General features: G+C 57.5%; 28 protein-coding genes and 2 pseudogenes. 20 read left to right on the plus strand and 10 right to left on the minus strand.

The window, feature by feature from the left end; translation table 11 throughout:
* The first annotated feature begins 9 nt into the window (after positions 1-9).
* The 5 genes from potE to AC1DM5_RS27325 all read left to right on the plus strand — a co-directional run bounded on the left by potE (position 10) and on the right by AC1DM5_RS27325 (position 4,267).
* The gene (potE, locus tag AC1DM5_RS27305) at positions 10-1,368 is read left to right on the plus strand and encodes a putrescine-ornithine antiporter (RefSeq protein WP_477822357.1); all 1,359 of its coding nucleotides are present in this window, start codon (positions 10-12) and stop codon (positions 1,366-1,368) included.
* A 17-nt stretch (positions 1,369-1,385) separates the two neighbouring features.
* Entirely contained in the window at positions 1,386-2,312 is a 927-nt protein-coding gene (locus AC1DM5_RS27310; protein WP_477976202.1) for an amino acid ABC transporter substrate-binding protein, read from the plus strand.
* Between the two features lie 91 nt (positions 2,313-2,403).
* A complete protein-coding gene (gene cax / locus AC1DM5_RS27315) occupies positions 2,404-3,498 on the plus strand; it encodes a calcium/proton exchanger (protein ID WP_477976204.1) in 1,095 nt (364 codons plus the stop codon).
* 21 nt (positions 3,499-3,519) lie between these two features.
* Entirely contained in the window at positions 3,520-3,864 is a 345-nt protein-coding gene (locus tag AC1DM5_RS27320; protein ID WP_477976206.1) for a potassium channel family protein, read from the plus strand.
* 166 nt (positions 3,865-4,030) lie between these two features.
* The gene (locus AC1DM5_RS27325; protein ID WP_477822361.1) at positions 4,031-4,267 is read left to right on the plus strand and encodes a hypothetical protein; all 237 of its coding nucleotides are present in this window, start codon (positions 4,031-4,033) and stop codon (positions 4,265-4,267) included.
* Here AC1DM5_RS27325 and AC1DM5_RS27330 read toward each other — a convergent pair.
* From AC1DM5_RS27330 to AC1DM5_RS27345, 4 genes and pseudogenes are all read right to left on the minus strand, one after another.
* The gene (locus AC1DM5_RS27330; protein WP_477976208.1) at positions 4,249-5,412 is read right to left on the minus strand and encodes an AI-2E family transporter; all 1,164 of its coding nucleotides are present in this window, start codon (positions 5,410-5,412) and stop codon (positions 4,249-4,251) included. The genes AC1DM5_RS27325 and AC1DM5_RS27330 overlap by 19 nt on opposite strands.
* A gap of 28 nt (positions 5,413-5,440) precedes the next feature.
* Positions 5,441-6,283 (minus strand): polyphosphate kinase 2, encoded by an 843-nt coding sequence (ppk2, locus tag AC1DM5_RS27335; protein ID WP_477822363.1) that lies wholly within the window; start codon positions 6,281-6,283, stop codon positions 5,441-5,443.
* A 20-nt stretch (positions 6,284-6,303) separates the two neighbouring features.
* Positions 6,304-8,022: a SulP family inorganic anion transporter gene (locus tag AC1DM5_RS27340; RefSeq protein WP_477822364.1), complete on the minus strand. Its 1,719-nt coding sequence runs from the start codon at positions 8,020-8,022 to the stop codon at positions 6,304-6,306.
* Positions 8,023-8,101: 79 nt separating this feature from the next.
* Positions 8,102-8,326 (minus strand): annotated as a pseudogene (locus AC1DM5_RS27345) (DUF3302 domain-containing protein); the annotation flags it as partial.
* A gap of 324 nt (positions 8,327-8,650) precedes the next feature.
* Here AC1DM5_RS27345 and AC1DM5_RS27350 point away from each other — a divergent pair.
* The 3 genes from AC1DM5_RS27350 to AC1DM5_RS27360 are packed head-to-tail and all read left to right on the plus strand — an operon-like array spanning position 8,651 to position 11,387.
* Positions 8,651-8,965, plus strand: a complete 315-nt coding sequence (locus tag AC1DM5_RS27350) for a hypothetical protein (RefSeq protein ID WP_477822365.1) — start codon at positions 8,651-8,653, stop codon at positions 8,963-8,965.
* A 41-nt stretch (positions 8,966-9,006) separates the two neighbouring features.
* A complete protein-coding gene (locus AC1DM5_RS27355; RefSeq protein WP_477822366.1) occupies positions 9,007-10,419 on the plus strand; it encodes a DUF3300 domain-containing protein in 1,413 nt (470 codons plus the stop codon).
* A gap of 29 nt (positions 10,420-10,448) precedes the next feature.
* Positions 10,449-11,387 carry a DUF2950 domain-containing protein gene (locus AC1DM5_RS27360; RefSeq protein ID WP_477976210.1) on the plus strand — a complete coding sequence of 313 codons (939 nt, stop codon included), beginning with the start codon at positions 10,449-10,451 and terminating at the stop codon, positions 11,385-11,387.
* Positions 11,388-11,487: 100 nt separating this feature from the next.
* Here the strand turns inward: AC1DM5_RS27360 and AC1DM5_RS27365 are convergent, their stop codons facing one another.
* Positions 11,488-11,649, minus strand: coding sequence for a hypothetical protein (locus AC1DM5_RS27365; RefSeq protein WP_477822368.1), 162 nt, complete (start codon positions 11,647-11,649; stop codon positions 11,488-11,490).
* 268 nt (positions 11,650-11,917) lie between these two features.
* The gene (locus tag AC1DM5_RS27370) at positions 11,918-12,385 is read right to left on the minus strand and encodes a hypothetical protein (protein ID WP_477822369.1); all 468 of its coding nucleotides are present in this window, start codon (positions 12,383-12,385) and stop codon (positions 11,918-11,920) included.
* Between the two features lie 262 nt (positions 12,386-12,647).
* Between AC1DM5_RS27370 and AC1DM5_RS27375 the strand changes: the two genes are divergently transcribed.
* The 6 genes and pseudogenes from AC1DM5_RS27375 (at position 12,648) to AC1DM5_RS27400 (ending at position 18,266) form a co-directional block, all read left to right on the plus strand.
* Positions 12,648-14,447 (plus strand): hypothetical protein, encoded by a 1,800-nt coding sequence (locus AC1DM5_RS27375; RefSeq protein ID WP_477976212.1) that lies wholly within the window; start codon positions 12,648-12,650, stop codon positions 14,445-14,447.
* A gap of 33 nt (positions 14,448-14,480) precedes the next feature.
* A pseudogene (locus tag AC1DM5_RS27380) lies at positions 14,481-14,639 on the plus strand (RES family NAD+ phosphorylase); the annotation flags it as partial.
* Positions 14,640-14,925: 286 nt separating this feature from the next.
* Positions 14,926-15,366 (plus strand): hypothetical protein, encoded by a 441-nt coding sequence (locus AC1DM5_RS27385; protein ID WP_477822370.1) that lies wholly within the window; start codon positions 14,926-14,928, stop codon positions 15,364-15,366.
* Positions 15,367-15,489: 123 nt separating this feature from the next.
* Positions 15,490-16,092 carry a hypothetical protein gene (locus AC1DM5_RS27390; protein WP_477822371.1) on the plus strand — a complete coding sequence of 201 codons (603 nt, stop codon included), beginning with the start codon at positions 15,490-15,492 and terminating at the stop codon, positions 16,090-16,092.
* A gap of 454 nt (positions 16,093-16,546) precedes the next feature.
* Entirely contained in the window at positions 16,547-17,797 is a 1,251-nt protein-coding gene (locus tag AC1DM5_RS27395) for an ATP-binding protein (RefSeq protein WP_477822372.1), read from the plus strand.
* 244 nt (positions 17,798-18,041) lie between these two features.
* Positions 18,042-18,266 (plus strand): hypothetical protein, encoded by a 225-nt coding sequence (locus tag AC1DM5_RS27400; RefSeq protein ID WP_477822373.1) that lies wholly within the window; start codon positions 18,042-18,044, stop codon positions 18,264-18,266.
* Positions 18,267-18,324: 58 nt separating this feature from the next.
* On the opposite strand, the gene AC1DM5_RS27405 is transcribed toward AC1DM5_RS27400, so the two are convergent.
* Positions 18,325-18,939, minus strand: coding sequence for a hypothetical protein (locus AC1DM5_RS27405; RefSeq protein ID WP_477822374.1), 615 nt, complete (start codon positions 18,937-18,939; stop codon positions 18,325-18,327).
* A 313-nt stretch (positions 18,940-19,252) separates the two neighbouring features.
* Here AC1DM5_RS27405 and AC1DM5_RS27410 point away from each other — a divergent pair, with 313 nt between their 5' ends.
* Positions 19,253-19,663 carry an N-acetyltransferase family protein gene (locus AC1DM5_RS27410; protein ID WP_477822375.1) on the plus strand — a complete coding sequence of 137 codons (411 nt, stop codon included), beginning with the start codon at positions 19,253-19,255 and terminating at the stop codon, positions 19,661-19,663.
* 163 nt (positions 19,664-19,826) lie between these two features.
* Here the strand turns inward: AC1DM5_RS27410 and AC1DM5_RS27415 are convergent, their stop codons facing one another.
* Positions 19,827-20,423 (minus strand): NADPH-dependent FMN reductase, encoded by a 597-nt coding sequence (locus AC1DM5_RS27415; protein ID WP_477976214.1) that lies wholly within the window; start codon positions 20,421-20,423, stop codon positions 19,827-19,829.
* A gap of 293 nt (positions 20,424-20,716) precedes the next feature.
* Here AC1DM5_RS27415 and AC1DM5_RS27420 point away from each other — a divergent pair, with 293 nt between their 5' ends.
* Positions 20,717-21,115: a hypothetical protein gene (locus AC1DM5_RS27420; protein ID WP_477822377.1), complete on the plus strand. Its 399-nt coding sequence runs from the start codon at positions 20,717-20,719 to the stop codon at positions 21,113-21,115.
* 93 nt (positions 21,116-21,208) lie between these two features.
* On the opposite strand, the gene AC1DM5_RS27425 is transcribed toward AC1DM5_RS27420, so the two are convergent.
* Entirely contained in the window at positions 21,209-21,733 is a 525-nt protein-coding gene (locus tag AC1DM5_RS27425) for a DUF2867 domain-containing protein (RefSeq protein WP_477822378.1), read from the minus strand.
* A gap of 434 nt (positions 21,734-22,167) precedes the next feature.
* Here AC1DM5_RS27425 and AC1DM5_RS27430 point away from each other — a divergent pair, with 434 nt between their 5' ends.
* The gene (locus AC1DM5_RS27430) at positions 22,168-22,698 is read left to right on the plus strand and encodes a GNAT family N-acetyltransferase (protein WP_477822379.1); all 531 of its coding nucleotides are present in this window, start codon (positions 22,168-22,170) and stop codon (positions 22,696-22,698) included.
* 62 nt (positions 22,699-22,760) lie between these two features.
* Here the strand turns inward: AC1DM5_RS27430 and AC1DM5_RS27435 are convergent, their stop codons facing one another.
* A complete protein-coding gene (locus AC1DM5_RS27435) occupies positions 22,761-23,192 on the minus strand; it encodes a cupin domain-containing protein (RefSeq protein ID WP_477822380.1) in 432 nt (143 codons plus the stop codon).
* Between the two features lie 50 nt (positions 23,193-23,242).
* Between AC1DM5_RS27435 and AC1DM5_RS27440 the strand changes: the two genes are divergently transcribed.
* From AC1DM5_RS27440 to AC1DM5_RS27450, 3 genes are all read left to right on the plus strand, one after another.
* On the plus strand, positions 23,243-24,196 hold the full coding sequence (locus AC1DM5_RS27440; RefSeq protein WP_477822381.1) for a protein-L-isoaspartate O-methyltransferase family protein: 954 nt from the start codon (positions 23,243-23,245) through the stop codon (positions 24,194-24,196).
* 387 nt (positions 24,197-24,583) lie between these two features.
* Positions 24,584-24,895 (plus strand): DUF982 domain-containing protein, encoded by a 312-nt coding sequence (locus AC1DM5_RS27445; RefSeq protein WP_477822382.1) that lies wholly within the window; start codon positions 24,584-24,586, stop codon positions 24,893-24,895.
* A gap of 285 nt (positions 24,896-25,180) precedes the next feature.
* Positions 25,181-26,281, plus strand: coding sequence for a serine hydrolase domain-containing protein (locus AC1DM5_RS27450; protein WP_477822383.1), 1,101 nt, complete (start codon positions 25,181-25,183; stop codon positions 26,279-26,281).
* The last annotated feature ends 288 nt before the right edge of the window (positions 26,282-26,569 follow it).

Consider the following 26,569-nt stretch of genomic DNA (forward strand, 5'->3'; position numbering starts at 1 on the left):
GATTTCATCATGACCGACAACACGATGCATCTTGCAACTGACGCTACGGCCAAGAAGAAGATGAACCTCGTGCAGCTCACCTTCATCGTTGCTGTCAACATGATGGGGTCGGGCATCATCATGCTGCCCGCCAACATGGCGCAGGTCGGTGCAATCTCGCTCCTTTCCTGGCTCGTGACCGCCGTCGGCTCGATGGCAATCGCCTATGGCTTCGCTCAGGCCGGGCTGTTCAATCAGCGCCCCGGGGGCATGTCCGCCTATGCGGAAGATGCCTATGGGAAAGACGGCTACTTCATGGTGTTCTTCCTCTATTTCCTCTCACTTGCCATCGGCAACGTGGCGATCGGCATTTCAGCCGTCGGTTATCTGGCGGGATTCTTTCCGGTGCTGACCTCGACACCGATCATGACCTGCCTTGCGCTGATCGTGCTTCTGTGGCTGACCACTGCCGCCAATTTCGGCGGTCCGCGCATCACCGGCCGCATCGGCTCCATCACGGTCTGGGGTGTCATCCTTCCCGTTGGTCTACTGTCGATCATCGGCTGGTTTTGGTTCAGTTCCAGCACCTTTGCTACAGCCTGGAATCCGAAAGGACTGACGTTGGTGCAAGGGATGGGATCGAGCATCTCACTAACGCTCTGGGCCTTCCTCGGCATGGAGTCTGCCGCGCAGAATTCCGATGCCGTCGAAAACCCGAAGCGCGACGTGCCGCTTGCCTGCATGTTCGGCACGCTGGGTGCTGCTGTCATCTACATCCTGTCGACGACGGTCATTCAAGGCATCGTGCCGAATGCGGATCTCGCCACCTCCACAGGGCCGTTTGCGCTCGCCTACGCCACCATGTTCAATCCGACGATCGGTTCGATCATCATGGCGCTGGCGGTATTGGCCTGCCTCGGCTCGCTGCTCGGCTGGCAGTTTACGATCGCCCAGACGGCGAAAACCGCTGCCGACGAGCGGATGTTCCCATCCCTATTCTCAAGGGTAAATGAGATGGGTGCGCCTGTGCGCGGCATGATCATTCTTGGCATCGTGCAGACATGCCTTGCCCTGATGACCATATCGCCGACGCTGAGCGAGCAGTTCTCCGCACTCGTCAATCTCGCTGTCGTCACCAATGTGCTGCCCTACATCATCTCGCTTTCCGCTCTGTTCGTCATGATGAAGGCTGCCCGCGTGCCGCAGTCGAAATACCGGCTGAATGCCACGATCGCCATTGTCGGCATGGCCTACAGCGTCTTTGCCATCTACGCCTCCGGCAAGGATGCGGTACTCGGCGGCATGATCGTGACCGCCATCGGTTTCATCATCTATGGCCTGATCGCCCCGCGTTTCGCCAGCGGCGTGAACCGGTCTCCGGCCGTCTAGTCGAGGGAGGACCAGATATGTTGCAAAGAAATGGTCACCGGGCGGCGATCGCCGCCTCCGTCCTCGCCGCAATGGCGGCATCTGCGCTCATCGCGCCCGCGCAAGCCCAGACGCTCGACCGCGTCAAGACGAGCAGCGCTCTCAAGCTTGGCTACGATCCGGATGCAAGGCCATTTTCCTTCAATGCGGAGCAGGGCAGGCCGGATGGGTATGCCGTCGCCCTCTGCAACAAGATTGCCGATAGTCTGAGGGCGCAGCTGAACCTGTCGAAACTCGATGTGGAGTGGGTTTCCCTTTCAGGCGACGCCAAGGCGAAGGCGATCGAGAGCGGCGCAGCCGATCTTGTCTGCGGGGCAGAACCGGTGACGTTGACGCGTCGCCAGCAGGTCTCGTTCTCGATCCCGATCTTCCCGAGCGGCACCGGCGCGCTGCTCAGCACCAGCTCTCCCCAGGCGCTGCGTGAGATCCTGCAATATGGCGAGCCGACGAGCCGTCCCGTCTGGCGCGGTTCACCGGCCCGTACGATCCTGGAACACAAGACATTCTCTTCGATCGCCGGTACGACGAGCGAAAGCTGGCTGACCGACAGGATCAAGACTTTCCAGCTCGCGGCGACCGCAACGCCGGTCAGCAACTATCAGCAGGGGATCGAGCGTATCCTGGATGGCAGTTCGGCCGTACTTTTCGGCGATATGCCGATCCTTATGGATGCTGCCGCCCGCAGCGACAATTCCGGCAATCTCATCGTCCTTCAGCGCCATTTCACCTATGAGCCGCTTGGTCTCGAGCTGGCACGTGGCGACGAGGACTTTCGTCTCGCCGTCGACCGCGCGCTGAGCCAAACCTATGCCGCCCAGGATTTCCGGACCGTCTTCACCACCTGGTTCGGGCCGCCGGATGAAGCGACCGTGACATTCTTCCGGCAGACGGCGCTGCCGGAATAGCACTGCGCATTGCGACCGATCATCGACGGTCAACCCGTCTGTATGCCGAAGCGACAAACATGGATTCAGGTTACCGGATGGGAGTGGTGGGGTGAGCCTCCTTTGGAAAGAAATTCGCAACAATCCGATGCTGTGGCTGCTCGTCGCGGTACCGGTGGTCTTTCTCGCTGCCAGCGTCGCGCCCGAGGCTCATACTCTGCTTTTCATCCTGTCGGTGCTTGCCGTGATACCGCTCGCCGGTCTTCTCAGCCATGCGACCGAATCCGTTGCGGCAAAAACAGGCGACGCCGCTGGCGGGCTGCTCAACGCCACGCTTGGAAACCTGACGGAGCTTGTCATAGCGCTGACTGCCCTTCGCGCCGGACAGTATACGCTCGTAAAATCATCGGTCGCCGGTGCGATTGTCACGAACACGCTGTTCATGCTGGGGGCGTCGTTTTTGCTCGGCGGCCTCAGACATCACAGCCAGGAGTTCAACCGGGCCAATGCGCGCCTTCAGGCGGGCCTGCTCTTCCTCGCCACGATCGGCCTGCTGATGCCGTCAGCAGTTGCTTCGATGGATTCGGCGTCGGCGACTGCAGTCATCCATAAGCTCAGCTTCGGCCTGGCGATCCTTCTCATCGTCGGATATGGGCTGGGGCTGCTGTTCACTCTCAAAACACATCGCGAGTTCTTTGCTGCAGCCGAGCACGCCCAGGCGGAAGAACCGCCGTGGCCGATTGGCATGGCTCTCGCCACACTTGCAGGTGTCACCGTACTGGTCGCGCTGGTCAGCGAGATCTTCGTCGAATCCGTGCAGGAGGCAGCCAAGGTTTTCGGGATGACGCCTGCCTTTGTCGGCTTCATTGTCGTCGCACTGGTCGGTGGTGCAGCCGAAATGGCTTCGGCATTTTCCGGTGCGCGCAAGAACCGACTCGACCTGAGCGTGGGCATTGCGCTCGGCAGCGCGTCGCAGATCGCGCTGTTTGTCGCGCCCGTGCTGGTATTGTTGAGCTATCTCATCGGTCCGACACCGATGGATCTGCAGTTTTCGCCAGGCGTCGTGGTCATGGTTTTCCTGGCGACCGTTACGGCGATGTTCGTCACCAATAGCGGGCGCTCGGCATGGTTCGTCGGCGTGTTGGTGCTGATGGTTTATATGATCTTCGCCATGACGCTGTATGTTTTGCCCGATCAGACGTTATGAGGCGGATCCGCGGGGCAAAACATGCCAATAAAACCCGGCCATGAATTGACCCATAGGCAAATGCGGCGTCTGTTCTTCGTCGCGCTGGTAAGGCAGCTTCGAGTGATCTGGCCAATCGTGTCCGGAGTGGTCTTGGTAATGATCGGATGCGGGCTTGCAATCTGGCGCATAGAAGACTGGCGCATCGATGAAGCTCTTTATTTCACGTTCGTCACGGGCCTGACCATCGGCTACGGCGATTTTACCCCCAAACATGTTTCGTCACGAATATTGTCGTTGGTGATCGGCTTTGCGGGAATTGTGCTGACCGGCATTGTCGCTGCCGTCACGGTAAAAGCGTTGAACGCCGACGATTGGGAACCTTGATTCCGCGTTCGACTACGCTCCTACCCACTGGATCGCGCAATTCTATCTGTTGCCAAGTGATCCAATCGAACCGTCCTTGCGAATGATTTCGGGCAATTCATCGAGAATGAGCGACGTTCCACTGAGTTCGTACGATTTGCGGGGGGCAGATATACGGAGCCACTTTATGAGCCGAGAGCGTGGACGGAGAAAATTGATGCTCCGACTTCCAGATATCCGTCATCGTCTTGTTGGCATGACCAGCGAGACGCTCGGCGAGATGTTTGAGGCCTACGATCTTGCCGTCGATGCGCTGGATCGTTTCCGAACCCAGCACCCGAAGGAAGACAAGCTGATTACCGAATATGAGCAGCTTTGCCTTGAAATAGAGCGGGAGGTTCGCGTCTATTGCGCCGACCGCTGAGCCTGTCCGTCGAAACCGGCGGCAGGATCATGCTCGGGTCCGCTTGCTATGGTCGCAGGCCACGCCCAGGCTCGCAACAATTCATAGAAGACACTGAGGACTACCGGCCCCAGGAACAGACCGAGAAGCCCGTGCGAGAGCGTGCCGCCGATGACCCCGATCAGGATGACGGGCATCGGGGTCGAGAGACCGCGCGCCATCAATATGGGCTTCAGGACATTGTCGACAACAGTGATCGGTATCGCGATACAGGTGAAGACCAGAGCGACGGCCGACGGCCAGGAAAACCATGCCCAGATGATCATGGGCAGAAGCACCAGCCCGGGACCCAGCTGCATCACGCAGAGCATGAAGACCGCGAAGGTTAGCGCACCGCGTGCCGGAATGTCGAAGAAGGCAAAACACAAACCGCAAAGCAGCGTCTGCAGGAAGGCGACGCCGATGACGCCCCGCGAGACATTCCGCACCGTGGTCCCTGCAAGCCGGGCGAAGCCGACACCCTTTTCGCCGCCGATCCGGTTTGCGAGCAGCTGTGTTGCAGCCGCCAGTCGCGCGGCCCGCGTGAGAAACAGGCCACAGAGCATGATCGAGGCGACGAAGCTTAAGACGCCGCCGCCGATCGAGGCGAGCTTTGCGACGACAACGCCCATCACCTCGCGGATGGGCGCCTGAAACTTGATGATGGTGGACGCCATGTCGCCGGCAATCTGGTTCCAGGCAGCGTGAAGCCGCTCCCCAATGACGGGCCATTCCTTGATGGCTGCCGGTGCGGCAGGCAAGGTGAACTCTCCCGTCCACACCTTGCTGATCAACGCCTGCACAGTGTCTGCGAAATTGACCGCGACGAGGGCGAGCGGCGCGATGATCAGGACGAGGCACCCGACGACGATGACGAGCGCCGCAATCGCCGGCCTGTTGCCGATCAGCCGCGAGAGTGCGTCGAATATCGGAAACAGCGCCACCGCAAGAATGGCTGACCAGATGACGATCAGCGCGAAGGGAGCGATAAGCTCCAGTGTCCAGTAGGCGAAAAGCCCAATGATGCCCAATCGGACGAGATCGCTGACGCGCGCCTCTACCGAAATCTGCCCCGCGCTGCTCCTTTGCGGGGTCTCACCGTTGACCTGCTCCATAGCTGCATCCATCCCAGCACGCCTCGAGCCGGACCCATCGTCATGACGTCGTGTCGGGAACCACATGCCGGATCGTGTGATCCTCGACATAGGCCGATGGGCGTTTCTGGCGTTTTCCAAGGTCTGGCGCTTCGAACTTCACGCGTTCATAGGGGATCGATTGCAGGATATGCGAGATGCAGTTGATCCGCGCCCGCTTCTTGTCGTCGGAAGGTACGATCCACCACGGCGCGTGATTGCTGTCGGTCATCCTCAGCATCTCGTCATAGACACGCGTATAGTCCCACCAGCGCTGGTAGGATTCGACATCCATGGGGCTGAGCTTCCATTGCCGTAGCGGATCGTCGATCCGGCGTCTGAAACGCCGTTCCTGCTCTTCCTCGCTGACCGTCAGAAAATACTTGAGCAGAATGACGCCGCTCTCGACGATTGAGGCCTCGAAACGAGGTGCCAGCTCAAGGAAGCGCTGCGCTTTCTTATCGCTGCAGAAGCCCATGACCCGATCGACGCCGGCGCGATTATACCAGCTGCGATCGAAGATCACGATTTCGCCGGCGGCCGGCAGATAGGCGATATAGCGCTGCATGTAGATCTGCGATTTCTCGCGATCGGTCGGCGCGGGCAGGGCGATCACGCGAAAGACACGCGGACTGACCCTTTCCGTTATGCGCTTGATCATCCCACCCTTGCCGGCGGCATCGCGCCCCTCGAAGACGATGACGATCCGTGCGCCGGATTTCTTGACCCAGGCCTGAAGATAGGCCAATTCCACCTGCAGACGGGTGATTTCCTTCTCGTAATCCCACGACTTCTTTTTCTTTTTGCCCTTGCCGGTGCTGGATGCTTCACCATCGGCTAGTTTGGCCTCATAATTCTCGTCCATGTCTCTCCCTCCTCCTATCATTAAGGGGCAGTGCTCGCCGGTGCGGCATTGCCGATCTGGTCGATATCGCCAATCAGCGTCCGCAGGGCTTCTTCTCTGCCATTGAAAATATTCTCGGCTCCAACAGTCTTGAGGACCCCGGCCCTTTCGAGAATGGCGCGGCTCTCATCACTGAGATCGGCGAATGCGAAGATGATGTTCCGTGTCACGAGGATTTCGGCGACGGCTTCGAGCGCAGTCGCGCCGGTGCTGTCGATCTGCGTGATGGCGCTGGCGTCGAGCACCAGGCATTTGGTGTCAGAGGGAAGCGCCTTTGCTACTGACATCAGCCGGATACGGACATAATCTGCGTTATAGAACAGGATACTACCTTGGACCGCGAAGACGGCGGCGCCCGGGACGGGGCGGGCTTCCGGGTAGCGCTGAAGATCGAAGAAGCCATGCCGACCTTCGATGCGGCCAAGCAGGCCGTCGCGCGGAAACATGGTCTGACGCAGCAGATAGGCGAAGGTTGCGGCGACGGCGACGATCACGCCGTTGAGAACGCCGAAGCTGATCGCTCCCCACATGGCTATGAGTGCGAAGACGAATTCCATGCGGCTGATGCGCCAGATCTTCCTGAGTTCGTGAATATCGATGAGGCTGATGGCCGCCGCCACAAGAATTGCCGCAAGAGCAGGAATCGGAAGAACCCGCAATGCGCCATTCAGGAAAACCAGCGCCGCAATCAGTGTAGCTGCCGAAACGAGCCCGGCGAGCTGCGAAACGCCGCCCGTCGATAGGTTTATGGCAGTGCGGGAATCCGACGCGCTGATCGGAAACGAACCGAAAAGGCCGGGCGCGATATTGGCAGCACCGAGCCCGATCAGTTCCTGATTGGCATCAACCTCCTCGCCGGTCCGCGACCCGAAGCTGCGAGCCGTTACGATGCCGGCACCGAAGCTGACCAGAAAGATCGTGGCCGAGCCGAGCACGATCTTGTCGATCGGCATCTTATAGAATGCCGGCAGGGAAAAGCTCGGCATCCCGCTCGGCAAGTCGCCGACGACAGCGATGCCACGGCCCTGAAAGTCGAAGATCGCCGACAGTATGACCGAGACGACGACGACCAGAACAGGGCCTGGAACTTTCAAATTAAAGCCACGGACGATCCAGAGCAAAGCGAACATCGCAAGCCCGAGAGTGAGCGAAGGCCAGTGGATCAGGTTGCTCTTGGCAAACAATTCGACCAGCGGCGAGATCAATCCCTCGGATTCGATCTTTACGCCGGTGAACCGGCCGATCTGTCCGACAAGGATTGAAAGCGACACGCCGGCGAAAAAGCCGACCAGGATCGGACGGGAGAGGAAGCTTGCGAGGACACCGAGCCTCAGCAGCTTCGCGGCGATGCAGCAGATGCCAACCCCCAGCGCAAGCGCCGAAGCGATGGCCACCCGGTCGATATCCGTCCCTGCGGGTTCGGCTATGATGATGGTGCCCATCGCCGCCGCAAGCACAGTCATCGTTGCAGCATCGGGCCCGACAATCAGCAGCCTGGAAGGCCCGAAAATCGCATAGGCGATCGGCGCGACAATGCTCGCGTAAATGCCGGTCTCGGGAGGCAGACCGGCAATGGCAGGATAGGCGATCGCACTCGGCAGACCGACGGCGGCGATCGACAGCCCGGCCGGGATATCGCTCCGGAACCAGGCCTTGTTGAAACCGGCCAAGCCTCGCAACACTGGAAGACTGCTTATCACCGCGGACTCCTATTGCTTCGTCTTGCTTCCTCAAGCTTCTCCGGCATCAAATCGCTCGCGGAGAAACGATCGGCGCCTCCCAGCTGCGATCCTCCCGGCGGAAGGCGGGCCAGATGAACAGGAACGGCCAAATTGCCTGCAGGGTGAACAGGCTCACCGATCCGGCGACACGGATGGCGTCCTCATGGGGATGATTTCTTGTCCTAGCCATGAGATGAGGAATGTCGTGGATTTCGATCACCGCGTAGGAAAGAGTGACGACGACAAAGATCAGCACGCCTAAGGCAAAACAGTCGAGAAACACAGTCGCTCCCTTCGGGCTGGCCTTGCCGAGCCGTTTGATCCCTATCGACCGCGGTATATTAAGCTCGTTTTGGTGCTGAGGCCCGTAGCATCGCGTAAGCTCTATTGAAGCACTGGAAGTACTGCCGTTTGCGGAGATCATCTCTGCATGAAGGTAAAAGGGCGGGATCAAAGAGGCAGCGGTCATGGCAGCGTTCGCGCCTGGGATTCCAGCAACCTTTCGAAAGCCGGCTAATGTAAGATCGTGTATTTTACGTCTGCTGCCGATCGTTCTGATATATACTTTTTCTCGTCTGCTTAGCGCAATTTGACGGCGGGGGCGGGGATGGTGCCGGGAGAACAAGGTTCGACATTTTTGTCCGCCCTGGAGACGGCTGAGACTTATTTTCCCGACCAGAAGCGGCTGGTGCAGCGGCTTTTTTATGTAAGCGAGCAATTTCACAGCATGTGTGAGGATCTCACTGCTGCGGCACAGGCTTTGGCGCACGTCGAGCGATTACCGGAGGAGCTTCGGGAGGCGCGGCGGCTGGAATTTGAGAGTCTCGTCGATGCCCTGTTGAAAGAGATGGGGGAGGCGATTGCCCAGTCGAAAATTGTGGTGCTCAGGCCGTTCTCGCAGACTGGCCCGAAATCTCCGTAAACGTATCAATCATTCAATGGTCCAAGGGAGTTACGTGCGTGATGAAAGCAATATCTCGCAAACTGCTTGGTGGATTATCGGCGCTGGCACTTATTGCGTTGCAGCCGGCGCTCCCAGCGCGAGCTCAAGTCCAAGCCCCGGCCCCTGCGGCAGCGGCTCCCGCGCAGGCGAGTGCCGAGCAGCCCGCAGCCGCGCTTCTTTCCGATGACGAGCTTGAAGTGCTCGTAGCGCGGATCGCGCTCTATCCGGATGAGCTGGTTGCGGCAATTTCGGCAGCCTCGCTCTTTCCTCTGCAGATCGTCGAGGCCCAGCGCTTCCTGGAGGCAAAGAAGAAAAATTCCGACCTCAAACCCAAGAGCGATTGGGACGGCAGCGTCGTCTCGCTGCTCAATTATCCCGATGTCGTCAAGATGATGAGCGAGGATCTCGACTGGACCCAGTCCCTTGCAGATGCGCTCACCAACCAGCAGAAGGATGTCCTGATCGCCATCCAGCAGCTTCGCGACGAAGCGGTGGAAAAGAACATTATCAAAACGGATGACAAGGTCACCGTCGTCACCGAAAACGACAACATCATCATCCGGCCGACCGATCCGGAGAAGATCTATATCCCGCAATATCCGCCTGAAATGCTCTACGAGCCGGGCTATGCGTCGGCGCCGATCTCCTATTATCCCGATTATTACGATAACTATTATTACCCCGGGGCGGCGTTCTTTGCTGGCGCTGTGACCGGCCTTGCCTGGGCGGCCGTCGTTAACTGGGACGACTGGGGAGTATGGGGCGGGCGCTGGGATGGCGATATCGACATTGACTGCAACAATTGCCTGAACGACCGCAACTTCAACGGAAAGATGAAGTGGAACGACGTCGACTGGAGCAATGTCGACCGTAGTAAATTGAACATCAGCAAGGACCAACTTGCGAAGATCGACCGGTCGGCGATCAAGTCCGGCCTGCAGGGCGATAATCGCAACCAGCTGCGCAACCGGGCCAAGGACATCCAGGCGAGCCAGTTGCCCGGCAATCGGGCCAACTCGGCGCGTGCGCAGGATATTCGCAAAAACACGGCGCAGGGCCTGAAGGACAGACCGCAGGCAAATCGGCCAACGGCAGGAAATCGACCGGCGGCGGCCAATCGGCCGGCCGCGTCCAGGCCTGAGGCGCGTCCTCAGAAGGCAGCCAATCGCCCGTCCAAGCCCGCGCAGAACTCGGTCAAGAGGTCCAGCAAACCGCAGATGGCAGCAAGACCCGACAATCGCGGCCGTCAGTCGAGTGCGCTCGGCAATCCCCAGTCCGGTCGCCGCGAGGCCGTGGCCTCGAAACGAGGGTCGCAGAGCATGGGCGCCCATCGTCAGTCAGCCCGTCCCCAGCAGCGGTCGCGTCCAATTCCGCATGGTGGTGGCGGCGGCCGAGGCGGCGGTGGCCGAGGTGGCGGCGGTGGACGCCGGTGAGACCTCTTTCCAGCTCAAGGAGTTACATCATGAAATGTCAATCGACCGTAATTCCGCTTATGCTCGCGGCAGTCATTTGCGCGATGCCGGCAACGCCGGCGCTTTCGCAGGCCCAGACAGATCTCGCCGAATACAGGGCAGCAACGCCATCACCGAAATTCGACAGTCCGGAGCTCGCGCTCGACAAGCTGAAATCTGTGCTGGGTTCCAGCAATATCGACGATCTCGCCGCTCTGCTCGGCCTCAAGGTGGACAAGCTGCGCTCCAGCAACGAGGCGATGATCGCTTACGGATTGATCCGCGAGGGCGCCGAGCGGCAGGCGGTTTTGCGGGATTTCGACGGAATGAGGATCGTTGCGATCGGCGATCGGCTCTGGCCGCTGCCGTTTCCGCTGACCGAGGGCAAGGACGGTAAATGGTCCTTCGACACTGAGCGCGGCCTAGAAGAGATCGTCAATCGCCGCATCGGCGAAAACGAACTGGCCACTATCGACACCATGCATCAATATGTGGCAGCCCAGTATCAATATGCATCGGAGGATCGCGACGGCGACGGCATTTATGAATTCGCAAAGAAATTGATCAGCAGCCCTGGCAAGCTTGATGGGTTGTACTGGGATCCGAACGTCTATCCCGAGGAAAGTCCGGCAAGCGCGCTCGTCGAGACGGCAGCCTTCGGTGCCGCCAAACGGGGGGAGGGCTATTTCGGCTATCGCTACCGTATCCTCACGTCCCAGGGAGACAACGTGCTTGGCGGCAAGCAAAGCTACGTCATCAATGGTTATATGACCGGCGGCTTTGCGCTGATTGCCTGGCCGGTCAAATACAGGGTCACGGGCGTCCAGACGTTCATGGTCAATGGCGCAGGCGTCATCTACCAGCGTGATCTTGGGCCCAAAACGGAGGAGCGCGCGGCGGCGATCAAGGATTTCAACCCGGACGCTAACTGGACCGTGGTAAGCGAATAGAATTCAGCCGCCAGGGTCCTGCGCCGCCGGCGAAAGACGCAAGGCAGCCGTCATGGCGCGGTTGGAGTATCGCTTCTTGCCGTGACCTCGCGCGCCCCAGTCATTGAGGCAGGTTCGGTTGCTCATTCTCGCTCGCCATTTCGATCCCGGCAAGCGTCAGTCCCTCATTGGCGCCGGCAAAGACATCCACATCCCAACTCTTGCCACCATGAAGAACGCGGTAGCGGGTTTTTTCGATGACACGGCCGCCCGTGCGGAGCAAGAGATCGCGGGCCTCCTCGACCGGGATCTCATACTCATATTCCTCCCGGGCGAGGCCTGCGTACGAAACTTGATCGTTGGGCGCGCAGAGCACCCATCGATCAGGCGGACACGGATAGGGTTTTGATCGCGCCGGCAAAGATAGGCCTGTTGCAGCACATGCGGGTCGCCGGCGCAATCGCGTCAGCTGTCGTTGCGGACCAGGAACTTTCGCTCGATCTCGGTTGCTTTCAATTCGATATTCCTTCGCTCAGGCCTGCTGTTGCCGGTCAGTTGACAGGCGGTTCCCAGGTGAGGAAGAAGCCCACATCTCCGGGCATGCCATCCGGAAAATTGATGATCATCGCCTTGAGCCCGTAGCCCTGCGGTTTGGCGACCTCCTCGAACAGTTCGAGAAGCTCCTTTGCTTTGCCCTGCAGCGTCTTCTGCCAGCCGGGCAGGTTGTTATTAATGGCGCGGCCACTATCCGTGCAGAATGTCGATGGAAAACTGTAGATCAGCGCCTCGTATTTGCCGTCGGCGGCCGCTTTCGTAACCAGCCGTTTAATGACGGCGCGTTCCGTTTCTCCGATCTGTTTGCGGAAAAAATCCTCGACAAATTCGGCATGTTTCTTTGCTTCACGTGCCCTGATCTTTTCGTTGCGCTCCATTTCCAGAAGCTGGAGTTCCAGAGCCTGTTTGCGCAGGTCCTCTGCGCTCGTCATAGATTGGGATGTGGACGTCTCACGTAATGTCATCGCCGCCTCCTCCAGAATGAGGATGATGATAGAGCGCCCAGGAAGACGAAGGCAGTAAAATACACGTCCATTGCGGTAGGATACGGTATTTTACGCGGGCTTATGTCCAGCTCTCGTCGCCCTAACGATCATGCGATCGATTTTCGAAATCCTTCCCTTAAATTAGCCTTTTCTACTAAATCTCGTTGCCGTCATGCCGACATGGGACTATCGTCGACGACTGCATACTGCAGGTTGTTTTCAATCGGATTCGGGGGAGCCGATGACAAATGCAGGCGTTTACAGGGCTTGCGGCAGCGCATCCTCGCAGGAGGAGGTGCTGCAGCAACTTGAGCGCATTCTATCCAGCCCGGAGTTTCGACTTCCCGAGCGGGCGGGGCGATTCCTTGAATTCGTTGTAAACGAAACACTTGCGGGCCGTCGCGAGTATCTGAAGGCCTTTACCATAGCACAGGCCGTTTTCGGCAGGGATGCAAACTTCGATGCCCAGCAGGATCCCTGTGTCCGCATCGAGGCCGGGCGGCTGAGGCGGGAACTGGAACACTATTACCTGACCGCCGGCAGCACTGACCGGATCATCATCACGGTTCCCCGCGGCGGCTATGTACCGGTCTTCGAGGTGAGACAGGATATCGAGCACGCGGACATTTCAAGTTTCGGAGGAGCCCCTCGGCCTATATCAGGACGAGACGACGCTGAGCAGATCAATGTCATCAGGAGCACGACCAGCCGAGATGGGGCGGACAGGCATGTTTCGCGCCTGCGATATTGGCTTCTTGCGGGGGGCGTGGGGATCGTCCTTGTTTCGATGGCAGCGATGCTTCAGCATACCAACTTGTTCGACACGGAAACCAACGCGGCGAGGGGAGTAACCAGTCGCCCAACTATCGTTGTCGAACATTTTGAAAGTGCCTCTGATGGCGGACATGCATCCGATATTTCTCGAGGTATCACCGACGCTATCATCGAAAAGCTCGTCCCTTTCAACGATATTGTCGTGGTCGCTCCCCTGCCGCGCAATCGAGAGGGCCAGGCGTCGCAGCCACTCTATGCTCTCCAGGGAAGCGTGCGGTTGGAAGGCAGCACCCTGCGCTCAACGGCAAGGCTCGTGCGACGGGTGGATGGGGTTGTCATCTGGGCAAACAACTACGATGCCGACATGAAAGTGCAGGGCATCTTGAAAACGCAGGCGAGCGTTGCAGAACACATCGCGACGGCGGTGGCGCGGCCGTTCGGCGTCATGTTCAAGGCGGACACCGCAAGCATTGCCGGAAGCCCGGACGCTTTTTCCTGCATTCTGTCCTACTATAGCTATCGCAGCGAGATGACCGTGAAGGCCCATGAGGTTGCGAAGTCTTGTCTGCAGCGGGCCGTCGAGAAGACGCCCGATGACTCCAATATTGCTGCCTTCCTTTCGCTGGTTCATCTTGATGAGTTCCGCTTTCCGTATCAATTGAACACTAAGCCGACTGCGGCGACGCTCAATCTTGCGAAGGAGCTTGCCGAACGCGCCGTACAGCTCGACCAGAAGAATGCGCGCGCCCTTCAGGCGCTAATGCTCGCCGACTTCTTCAGCAATGACATGGTCGCAGCCCTGCGCGCCGGCGAGGCCGCCTATGCCAGCAATCCGAATGACACGGAAGTGGCGGGTGAATACGGCTTGCGTCTGTCGATGTCGGGAAAATGGAGCAGAGGCTGTGAACTGATTTCCGAGGCAATCAACAGGGATGCAGGGCCGCGCGGCTATTACGAGGTCGGGATGGCGCTCTGTGCCTTCATGCGAGGTGACACGCAAGCCGCCGAACTTTGGTCGCGCATGTCGGACTTGAACTATAACCCGATGCATCGCCTCGTCTTGCTCTCCATCCTCGGCACCCTTGGAAAAACGGCCGAAGCAAAGGAGCAACTCGATTGGATCCAGCTTCGGTCGCCTGCCCTGATCCCGAACGTCAGGCGAGAGGTCGCCAAACGGCTGGCCCGGACGGAGGACCAGGAGCGTTTCCTTGCCGGATTGAAGGCCGCCGGACTGCCTGTTTCAGATGACAAAGCGTCCCTTAATTGAAGTGGGTATCATATTGCTATGACGGCAGCATTGTGGGTGAAAGAGGCGCACAGCGCCGTCCTCTTGGTCCCGAGCGTGATTACCCGGATCGAGCAGAACGCGCTCATTAATCCAGCTCATCCCGAATTTCGCAAGATCAGTGCGAGCCTCCACCAGCCTGTCTTCTGGGATCGGCGGTTGTTTGGTGCGTAATCTGCCTCGGGCGGGCATCAGATGAAGGCGGGTCGGTTCGCCTCAACGATCCGCCAGCCCCTAACTCTTCGTTTATTCCTCCATCGCGGCTCGCCGGCTTCGATCTCATCCGGTGGTGGGCCGCTCTATTCATTTCTAGGGTCGCCAGTCATCGGACTCATGAGGCGAGGTGGCCGGCCAAAACAAGCTGAAACCGTCGTCAATAAGTTCGAAATAATCTTGAGCGCATATTGACAACGACTCTGTACGGTCGCGAACGTTTTTACTTACCGCAAGGATTTAACCGATGGCTGATGATACGAACCCAACCCCTGCAGTCGAGACCGCGTCCACAGATGCGACTTCGAAGGCAAAAGAAAAGAAGACACGCGCACCGCGCAAGCCCAAAGCCGCCGCCGAAGCGGTTGTTGATACTTCGGTGAGCGCTCCGGTGAAAAAGACCCGCGGTCCGGGGAAGAAAACCGCAGCGTCGATTGCGCCCGTTGCCCCAGTGGCGGTGGCGCCGGCTGCTAAGGCAAAGGCATCTGCCACCGCCAAGAAGCCGACGGCTTCGAAGGCTCAGCCTGCCAAGCCCGCGCCGCAGAAAGTCGAGAGCGTCCCGGCAGAACCGGACGGTTTTGCCGACCTTCTGAAGCTTGAAGAAGAGAACCAGAAGCTGCGCAAGGCACTCTCCGACAAGCTCCGCGCCGAAAACGCGGACCTCCGCAAAAAGCTCGGTTTGGTTTGATTATCAAAAACCACCATCGGCCGCTTTAAAGCCACTTCACGACGACTAACGACCGGGCTCGCATTGCAAGCCCGGTCTCCCGCTCGATACTATGGGAATAAGAAAACGAGTCGGGAGATGGGGATGAGATCACCCTGGAAGCTAATCAAGGACCTCGCATGGCGCCGCAAGACGCAGGAAGCGAGCGAACCGGCCGATGAGATCGTCGCGATACCTGATCCACGGGCAGAGGAGATCCGGCCGGAGCTTACTCTGCAGGCCGAATTAGAAGCACCCCCCGCTATAAAGTCCAAGTCGACCGTGGACGAGAACCAAGCGAACGGACAGCCGGATTCCGCTGGTGCAGCGGCCGCGCTGCCCGTGCAGGTGGAGCGGTCGGATCCTTTGCTTGCCGAGCCGGTAGAAGGCGGTGCCCTCGAAGGTCATGACCAACCTTCGCCAGCGACACCCGCCATTCAGGCTCCCGAAGGTGAAACGGGTGCGGGCGTCCTGGCAGGAGGTCCCAAAAAGCAAAGGGCAAACGCTGCTCGGGCGCGGAAAAACCTCGGCGAACCACCCGTCGCCAAGAGAGCGGTGGAAGAGCCAGCGGCGGTGAAGAAAACATTCCTCGATGAGGCCACTGAACTGGACCTCGAAATCAAGGACCTCAGATCGCAGCTCTCTGCGAAACTGCTTGAGCAGAACGCGCAGTTGCGTCGCATGCTCGAGCGCTACGACGACAAGTGAGCGAATTATCGATCGCGAAGATCAATTGCATGCATCAGCTTGGCTAACCGGGTCATCCCGTTTTCGCTTCAGGACGCAAAAGCCCCCGCGAGGGGTTGCGAGGGCTTTTACGTCTTTTCTATAACCTATCACTCTAAGCGATATTGGGGGCGTGCAGTCGAGTGACTGAAATTAACCGGTGTCGCTGAGAAAAGTTCCCGCTTGCTTTTCAAATTACCGCCTGCGCCACTGGCAGTGTCCGAACCCGGCTCGAAGCGGTCGCGGCATCCAAGAAAGCGCGTATTAGCAAACGCAACCTTTCCAGCTAAACTCCGTGCGCATGACTCCGCGCGGGAGCAATACCGTGGGTCAGATTGCTTCGGCTCGCGAGTCATGGCGAGCCATGGTCTCCGATTTAAATTGGACGGATTTTCACTTTAAATTGGTCGGACTTTGAATTAAAGATAGCCGCATCATGGCTAAAGATTCGTCGACCAAATATTACGAACGTAAAGTTGCCCCCCGGGTGTCGGAAGCGCTAGAAGATACGCGTGTCGTTTTGATCTCCGGTCCGCGACAATCAGGAAAGACGACCCTCGTCAGGCAATATGCGTCAGACGATCGGCCTTATGTGACGCTCGACGATATCGGAACGCTTTCGTCTGCGCGCAATGACCCCATCGGATTTGTCCGGGCACTGGACAGGGCAATCATCGACGAGATCCAGAGGGCGCCGGAACTCATGCTGGCGCTTAAAGAAAGCGTCGACCGGGATCCACGGCCGGGCCGCTTCCTGGTCACCGGATCTGCCAATCTTGCGACCGTGCCGGCGATTGCCGATTCCTTGGCGGGGCGCATGGCCGTCATATCGCTTCTGCCTTTGGCTCGAGCGGAAATTGTCGGCGCACCCGGTCAATTCCTGGAAAAGGCCTTTTCGGACACGCCCCTTGTGATGGGCCAAAGCCTTCAGACTGCCGCAGATCTTGTCGAGATCATTCTTCAAGGCGGCTATCCCGAAGTTTTGCGCAGAAAGGACGCTCGCCGCCGCCGCGCCTGGCTGGACGACTACGTCTCTCTCATCCTTGATCGTGACGTCCGCGACATCGCAAATATCGATCAGCTCGACCGGTTGCCGAGGTTACTTGCGGTGTTGGCCGAGCATGCTGGCCAACTCACCAACAATTCGAGCTTTGGGTCGGCGCTTTCGATCTCCAGCGTCACCGCTCAGAAGTACATCGGGATCCTGGAGCGTCTCTATCTCATAAAGCTGCTTGCGCCGTGGTCGACAAACAGTCTCAGCCGCTTGATCAAGACGCCCAAGATGCACTTCGTTGATAGCGGGCTCCTGGCATCCGTCCGAGACGACGATGAAGAGAGGCTGAGTCGGGACCGGGGCCGGTTCGGGGCCTTGCTTGAATGCTTCGTGGTCTCCGAAATCATGAAGATTGCGGCGTGGACCGATCTGCGCCTGTCGTTTTCCCACTATCGCACGAAGGATCAGGAAGAGGTTGATCTCGTCATCGAGGACCGGAGAGGCCGGATCGTCGGAATTGAAGTCAAGGCCTCGGCGACGGTGCGGCCTGAGGACGTCAAGGGTCTGCGCCAGCTCAAGGCTGCGACAGGGGATCGTTTCCTGCGGGGAATCGTCCTGCACGACCACGATCGGATCACACCGTTCGGCGACAATATTGTTGCCGCCCCCCTGTCGCTATTGTGGATGTTATAACGTCACATAATGGATATTATGGAACTTATTAGGCGCGAGAGCGATCCGACCTGAGACAATACCCGGTTTGGGCCACGATCAAGTCGGCGGCCGAACCCAAGTTGCGGAAGCACTCGCAGGCTTCGGCAACCCGACGAGCGTGGCACTAGTTGCCTCGATATGGATTGTAACAGCGAAGGTCTGATCCACTTGATGGCAGCACGCGCGCCTATCTGAAGCTCGAAAACCGGAAGGAAGGCGGCAAATGTCGAAAGTATTCGAGGTTCTAAAACGGCTCGATGATGCGAAAGTCCATTATTTCATCGGGAGATATCGTCCTGACACCATAGATATTACGGCTACAGTGATTGGAGAGCGTGTCGAGATTTCGGTCTTTGACGATGATCATGTCGAGGTATCGCGCTTTTTTGGCAACGAAGACGTTCTGAGCGAAGACGTTTTGGACGAAATCCTGAATGGGGACGGATGACGGCCGTGTCAAAGTAGCCACGGGCCTGCGTCCGCCTTGTGCCAACAGCGGTCGTGCGTTACCGACTTCCATCTCCAAAGAAATGAGCCTTGGTGACTTTGAAGCCGAGCGGACTATCGCGGTATGGCCGCTGTTTGCCGGGAGGATCGCGTTCGAACACCTGCTGTCCCGTGGACGCGTCCAGCCAAGGCAATCTGTCGCGCAGCACTTCTGAGATCGGAGCGTTAGTAATTTGGATATCGAGACCAATAAAGCGCACTCCGGGAAAGATTATACCGATCTCTTCCGGTTTAATCTCAAATATCGTCTTTGGCTTGCTCTCGTCCAAGAAGGAAATAAAAGCGGGGTACTCGCTGCCCCGGAAGGTTTTGACCTTCATCTGGCCGGAGGCCCTTCTCAGCAGTTCGAAGTCTTCGGCCTTAAGCATTCCAATGCTACTCTTGGTGCCGAGCGTTAGAAGAATTGCTGTTTCCCAGAACTGCGCTAGTGTGCCGCCTTTCTCATGCTTTACGGGCAGAAGGTAGACTGTGCCTTTCCCCGGTATATCCGCGATGAGTGCTTCGCCGTAAAGGCGCGTGGCACCGCCAGCGCCGGTCAGGCTATTGGTCACACGCGCATAGTGAATTTCCATTACGGTAGATGCCTGGAGCGGTTTACCATCGACTTCAACCATGCAATCACACGGTATCGCACTTTGGCTCTTTCACCTGATTGGCATCCAGCCAAGGGTAATGCCGCCAACGATGCAATTAGACTTCTCCTGGATATAGCGTCCAAAGGGCGTCCTCACGCGAATGGTGAGGCCTTGATAAACGTTGCGCGTTTGAGATGTGCTAATGCGAACGGAGAATTTGAAAAATGTAATGCCCGCTGCGGGCCGAAGGCAGTTATCGGAGCGGGTCCGCGTTGCATTGAGAGCTGTCATTGAACCGACGGCCCCGAAGAGCCATTGTGCAAGTCTTCGCAAAATATCGAGAGATCATTGCATGCTCCGAAAAGCGGCTCTCACTGACCTCCTGGCGCTCAAAGCTGTCCGGGCGTCGGTCGTCGAAAACGTCTTGGGCGACCCGTCCGAGGTCACCGATGCGGACTACGAATGGTTTGTCAGAAACCCGGGCGTGTCCGTTTGGGAAGAGCGCGGCCAAATAGTTGGCTTCTCCGCAGCCAACCCACGCGACGGAAACATCTGGGCGCTTTTTGTGGCTCCCGGTTTTGAAGGAAAAGGGATCGGCTCAACTTTACTGGCCGAGGCCTGCTCCTGCCTTAAGGCAGTAGGCATCGAACGCGCTTGGCTTACCACCGACCCAAACACCCGAGCCGAGAAATTCTATCGAGCAGCTGGTTGGGAACGCGTCGGCGAAAAGGATAATGAGCTACTTTTCGAACGATCACTCTGAGGCCTGCGCGATTTTCCGGTCCGCTAAGGTCTCAAACAGAGGATGACCTCGACTCCGGTAATTCGTCTTTTACGTGTAACGGAATATAGTCGCTGATCGAAAATTGCGGCGGCCAGCATGCCAAAGGAAATCAGTTCGCGGAGCGCTGCTTCATTCAGACAGGTTAAATTTCCCAATCTGATCTATATCGCCTCGCTTTCAACAGCGACGCGAGTTCAAGTTTGACCTCCAGAGCCTTCCGAAATCTTGCGGAAAGGACATCTGACATGATCCCGTTGCCCCAGTCCCGTTCCGTGGCATAGACGGCGTAAGGGTTGATTATGCATTTAAAGTCCAGCATCAGCGACATCGCTGTCGCTCCATACGCCATATAGCTATGGGGCAGCCCTCCGGCGCAAAAGAAGGTCACGATCTGGTCAAACCATGCCGACTTCCGGCTCCCTGCTCCAGTTGCGCCCGTCAATTCGATGAGGTTTTTGGCAGCGCTTCCGATTGACCAATTGTAGATCGGCACGGCGAGCACGATTCCATCAGCATCTCGAACGGCCTCATGCAGTGGTATATACACGGGGTCAAGATAGCATGCCGAGTTGTCAAAGTCGGGCAGCCGAAAATCGCGCAAATCAATGAACTGTGGAATGCATTCTTGCGTCTGCAAGAAACGTTCTGCCTCACGCCCGAGGTCGCGACTGCGGCTTTGTGGGTCGAGACTGCAGGATAAAATAGTGATTTTCAAAGGTGGCGAGATGCTGTTGTTCATCGCAGTCCTCGTAAGTTCGCACTCCGAGAGTTAGCAATGCGACCTCAAGGCCAGTTGGGGTCAAGGGCCTGAAGTTCCATTTGCCAATTTCTGCTCGATGCGTCCCTAGACGAAATTCGTTCCGGAGCAATTTCGGGAAGCTCCTACGACGTGCGCTCAGATTGTCGCCAGAAAGACGGCATGGCAATAGCGTTTGCCACGTCGCCTGGGCGTATTCCGTGGACGATCAAAACCGAATTTGTTTTAAGTGGCTTAGTGTGAGTTGCTTTGTGAACAGTCAATGGAAGCTACCCGTGCGCCCTCTCAATTCAGTTGCGATGATGCTTTCCCTCGTAATGCTTTCACCATTCCCGTTGCTGGTATTCATCAACATCAAGAGAGCGGTGGCGGGTCATGGGTTCGAGCCGTTCATTGACAACATGGTGTCCTATCTTCTGCTGTTTCTCATATTCGCAGCGGGCGCGATATCAACAGGGTTGTATCACGCCTGGGGGCCGCGCCGCCGCAACGTCGTCACGTATGCGCTTGCGGGGGCTGGTGGCTCAACGGCCCTTACGACTGCGGCCGACCTGATCGACAGCTATTTTAGCGGGCCTGGGGTTGGATGGATTTGGCCGCTCGTAGGCTTTGCTCTCGGCTTTGCGTTCGGCGGAATTTACCGAACCGCGCATGGCGGCTTCGAATATCGATAGAGCAAAACAGCCGCAGCGCTTGCTTCAAGGTGAATGAGCGCAATGGGCCAAAAGCAGACGGAAAGCCGAACGACATTCGAGGTTTCTACAGCTTTACTGCAGTTGTGTTTGTGCGCAGCGTGCCAGGTTGGCCCTGACCACGAGGTGATGAAAAGGCCTGATCGCGTTGAGATAGGTGAAGCCCAAGGCATTGTGGGTATGCACAACGGTTGTCGCGATGATCAACGTGCCTATTGGAGAATGGCGTCGGAGCAGAGATAGCCGGAAGTCTAGGTGTCGGTCATCCGTACCGAGCACAATTTCGTCCTTGCCCTCCCAGTACACTGGGAAGAAGTCTACCCGTTCATGGCTGTTCCGGGACGTCCTGACCGTATCGGAGGTTTTGATGCCAAATGGCGTAACCATGGCGTCGCGCAGCGCGATCAACGCTTTTTGCCACGCGGGTGGATTGACGAGTGTCCGCGTCGCCAGCTCGCGCATGCTCGACTGTTCCGATGCACTCAAGTCAATGCTGTAGCTATCGAGTAAACTGGCGTTTTCGTACCAGCTCGCAACGACACTTTCCGACGGCGGCGTCGTCCGGCGTACCTGCGGTTTGCGGTCTAAACCCATGCTCATGGTAATTTCACCAATTCAACATGCTCATGATGATGTCACCTATTCAAGGTGCCATCAACTACGGGGATGAAGACGAAGCTTATTCACACTCAAACCACGAGGGACTGATTGCGGCTAGCTGCATTGAGAAGGAAGTCCGGTTTGGGTTATTTCCGCCGCCTTCGGCGAGGATTGTTGGCCGGTTGATGCCCGCTCCTGTCCGCAAGCGCCGTACCAGGGCCGGGCCAGGAACGGTGCGGTCGGCTAGGCCCCCGATCCGATCTGCTTCAGACCCTATCTCTACCGCGCTCGCAATCAGGTCGAGCTGTTCTTCAACAGAATCGGCCAAAAGCGGCCATCGACAGTGGACGGCTTTGCGCCAAATGCTGCAATTGCGATGGGCCAAGCTTCGCCTAAAGTGGAGCTATGGACGAGTTTTTGATGTTGGAGGTTTGATGACGATTCTGCAGGGTACAAAGGTCCTATTAAGGCTCGCGTCCCTTGATGACGCAGAGGCTCGCTTCGCACTGGGGACTGATGTCCACATCGTTGAGATGTTTGGGGTAAGTCGGTCTGACGCGAAGCCGATGACGAGAGAAGCAGCCAGTAGTTGGGCTCAAGGGCAAGCGGAAAATCCTTACGCTTGGATTATTGAAGTTGAAGGGCGTCTTGTCGGGGAAATCAAGCTTCACAGCTTCAACGTTCGGGATCATCGAGCGTCCATGGCGGTTGGCATATATGATCCTGCGCTTCTCGGAAAAGGCATAGGAAGTGACGCCATCCGTTTGCTGGCGCAACATGCGTTTACAGAATTGAAACTCCATCGCATCGGAATAAGGGTTCTTGCTTACAACGAACGCGCAATCCGCGCGTATGAGAAATGCGGCTTCGTGCTCGAAGGCCGAGAGCGAGAAACTGCCTTCGTGAATGGAAGGTGGCATGACGACCTTATAATGGGTCTGCTGTCGACGGAATTTCGGACATAGACTGCCGGACGCGGAGCCGGACGATGTCAAGCCAGTCATCGCGGGCGACGGCAAACGAGCCGTTATTTCTGGATCGGCCCGAAGTCCTCGTCGGGGTAATGGATCGTTTCTTCGCCGGGTCGGCGCGAGCCAACAACAAGGAAGACGCCTGGCTTGTCGGAGCGGTTCTGAATGTGATGGCCATTGCGCTCGCCAGCGGGAAATGCCGCAAACATACCAGGGTTTAGCTCATGGGGACCATTATCATCAAGCAACGTCAGGGTGCCTTCGAGTACGTACATGAATTCGTCCTCAGCCGTATGCCAGTGTCGGAGTGACGACCACGCTCCCGGTTCAAGGCGAACGTGGTTGACGCCAAACTGCGTCAGCGTGAGCGGTTTGGCCAACCTCAACTCTACCATACCAGCGAAACGCTCGGGCTTGATTTGGCCGTTATAGCTGGCGCTTGGCGTGCGAGGTGCGGTCGCAAGGCTGCCGATGTGGCTCACTAACATGGCTGTGGTCTCGGGCGGTGTGATCGTCGGTGCTAGTTGGAAATATATTCGTGAGGCATTCTGTATATTGCCGTAGAATTGTCACCTTAAATTGCAATTTCGTAACGGAAAACTATTCATTGGAGTTGGTTTTGCTGATGACACCCGGCGAATTGAAGATCGTACGCCGAGCTTATGCGAAGCAGATCACCGCAGCTGTGAGAGTTGCCGACGAACGTGTTGAAGCAGCCTTTGCCGAAGTACCGCGAGAAGATTTCCTTGGTCCCGGTCCGTGGCCGATCTTCCGAATGCGAAAAGCCTATGTTCCGACCCCGACCGCCGACCCGGTCTACCTTTATACGGACGATATCGTCGGCATCGTCCCGGAGCGCCACATCAACAACGGGCAGCCGTCACTTCATGCCGCCCTGCTTTCGCAAGCTGCGCCGCGACGAGGCGAGCATATCGTACACGTCGGCGCTGGTACCGGCTATTATTCTGGGATTATGGCGAACCTCGTTGCGGCATCAGGCAAGGTGACGGCAATCGAGTTCGAACCGGAGCTTGCTGCACGGGCGAAGTCAAATCTCACTTCCTATCGGAACGTTTCGGTGGTCCAGGGAGATGGCAGCTCTGTCGCTTTCGATTCAGCCGATGTGATTTATGTGAACGCAGGCGCAACCCGACCAGCGGGTATCTGGCTGGACCGGCTCAATGATGGTGGGAGGCTGGTTCTCCCGCTTACGACTGATCTTGGATTTACCAGCAGCAATTGGAGCAACATGCACCTTCGCGGGGCGGTTTTCCTCGTGACGCGTAGGGGTGAGGAATTTCACGCGCAATGGATTTCGCCCGTGGCCATCTTCCCCTGTGAGGGAATGCGCGATGAGGAATCGGAAAAAGCGCTCGCGGCGGCATTCGAGAGCGGGGAACACAAGAGGGTGACGCGGCTGCATCGTACTGATGAGGTCCCGGCCGAGCTATGTTGGGTCCGCGCTCCAGGCTGGTGCTTAGCCTATGCTTAAACAATGGAGGACATCATACCGTCGCGCGACTCCTGCCAATTGTGAGGTTTCTGCCCTTCGGGATACAGGAATAGAATTCGTCGCGCGGTGATGGCCGGTAGGCGCATTCTTGCCAAGACTACACTCGGCCCTGACTTGCTTCGAGGGTAGCCTTCGGTTGCAATCTATTACGAATCCAATCATCTCGGTATTGCTGCGTCATCCATCAACGCAACAAAGGCTGACGCCGCTCAGGGCGCTCCGGCATAAGGTCGTAGAGCGCCCTTTCATAAACATCGCCAGCCTCGCGGTTAGGAAGTACCCAAGCTGATTTTTCAATTCCAAATTTTAAAATTCGCGCGTATCTTGAGGAAGGGATTGCGGGATCGGTACGTTGGGGTTGAGGAAATGTGCTGGAATACATCATCGGCATTCACGCCGGTCGGGATTATTCTGCGCGGCACAGCAACACGCAGAGTCGTACGGACGCTGGGTGACGCAGCACATCTCCTGATGAAGGAATGGCCATCCGATGACGGCGAGGAATATGTCGCTGCCGTGAAGGCCTGCGTCGACGCAATTACCGGAAAAATCTCACCGGATCAATTTCGGGAAATCCTCTTACGCGCGGCCAATGAAGCAGGTATTGCTGCTCTAACTGTCGTCTATCACGGATTGGAACAGGGGCAATCGAACCAGCCCTCCCAGGTGCGCAATTAGCCTATTCCTCAGTATCACGGTCGCTTCCGAACTCCACCCGAAGTTTTTCCTGTATTGCCTCCGAGGAGTAGCCCTGTGAATGCAGCTCGATGATCCTCGCAAAAAGGTCCTGGCGATCTGAAGAACGCTTTAGCTCGTTGTATGCGTCCGCGATGATGGGCTGAAGTTCTTCGAGGTCAGCAAAATCTATCAAGAAATCACAAAGCAGACTCCTTAATTGACAGGTTGCCAATGACCACCCGAGCGAATCGCAGAGACATCCTCAAGTACATGGGAGCAACAATAATGGTCAGCACGACACCCGCCATCGCGAACGGAAAGCGTACCGATTGGCAGATTGCTGCGACAGGTGAGACAGGATTCAAGTCCGACCCCGTAACGCGTTTCGACGATCTGGCGAAAAGCGGAAAGCTGTCGGGTGTGCACGGGGTTGTCGCCTTGCGCGGCGGTCGTATCGTCTTTGAACGCTACATGGACGGCGACGACATGAAATGGGGGGAGTCGCTGGAAAATGTTAAGTTCGGGCCAGAAACCCTTCACGACATCCGGTCCGTTACTAAAAGCATCGTCGGTTTGCTTTACGGCATAGCTCTTGCCAAAGGACATGTACCGGCGCTCGACACGCCAATCGTCGCGCAGTTTCCCGAATATGCTGATCTTGGCCGTGATCCTGAACGCGAGCGCATTACCATTCGCCATGCACTGACCATGACGCTGGCCATGGAATGGAACGAAAACGCCCCCTACACCGATCCTGCCAATAGCGAGATTGCCATGGAGCAAGCGCCCGACCGCTATCGCTTCATCTTGGATCGCCCGATCCTTGCCAAACCGGGACGGGGCTGGATTTACAGCGGCGGGGCGGTTGCGCTGGTTGGGAAGATCATTGAGCGAGGCACCGGCCAGAGTTTGCCGGACTTCGCGAAAGAAGTGCTGTTTGATCCCCTCGGCATTGACGCCATAGAATGGATTCGGGGCCAAGACGGCGAGCCGTCGGCAGCATCGGGGCTGCGCCTGTCGCCTCGCTCACTGGCACGCATCGGGCAGATGATATTGCAGGACGGCCATTGGGAAGGCGAAACCGTCGTTCCCAAATCCTGGCTCGACGAGAGTTTCCAGCCCGCCGCCATCGTCGATATCGGTTGGCCGGGAATGCACTACGGCTATCTCTGGTATCTGGGCGAGGAGGCTGTAACAGACAAGACAGGAACCTATGGCGAGCGTTTCATCGCTGCCTTCGGCAATGGTGGGCAGCGGCTGTTTGTCTTCCCCGGCTTTGACTTTGTCCTCGCTATCACCACCGGCAATTACAATTCCCCAGATCAGTGGAGGGCACCCGCCGCGCTGTTGTACAATGTGTTCCTGCCTAGTCTGACAGACATCTGAAAATCACCGTCTTTGCACTCGCTCTGATAATTGAGATTTTGTTGAGTGCTACAATAAGCGGTTGATCCAGGCGAGCGCATGACATGGCCGCGCATGGCGAGATCGGATCACCCGGGATACGTCGAACTGCTCAAGTTTCTGGAAAACACCGCGCGTTGGAGACATTCGACGCTGGTTTCTGAACTGCCCTACTGAACCAACCTACAATTTCCTTGAGCCGGGTCGATGACCCGGCTTTTTTTGTGCCTCGAATCTTGGGCCACGTTACGTTCCATTCACGGCCACGCA

Source organism: Rhizobium sp. 01T437, from assembly GCF_056398505.1.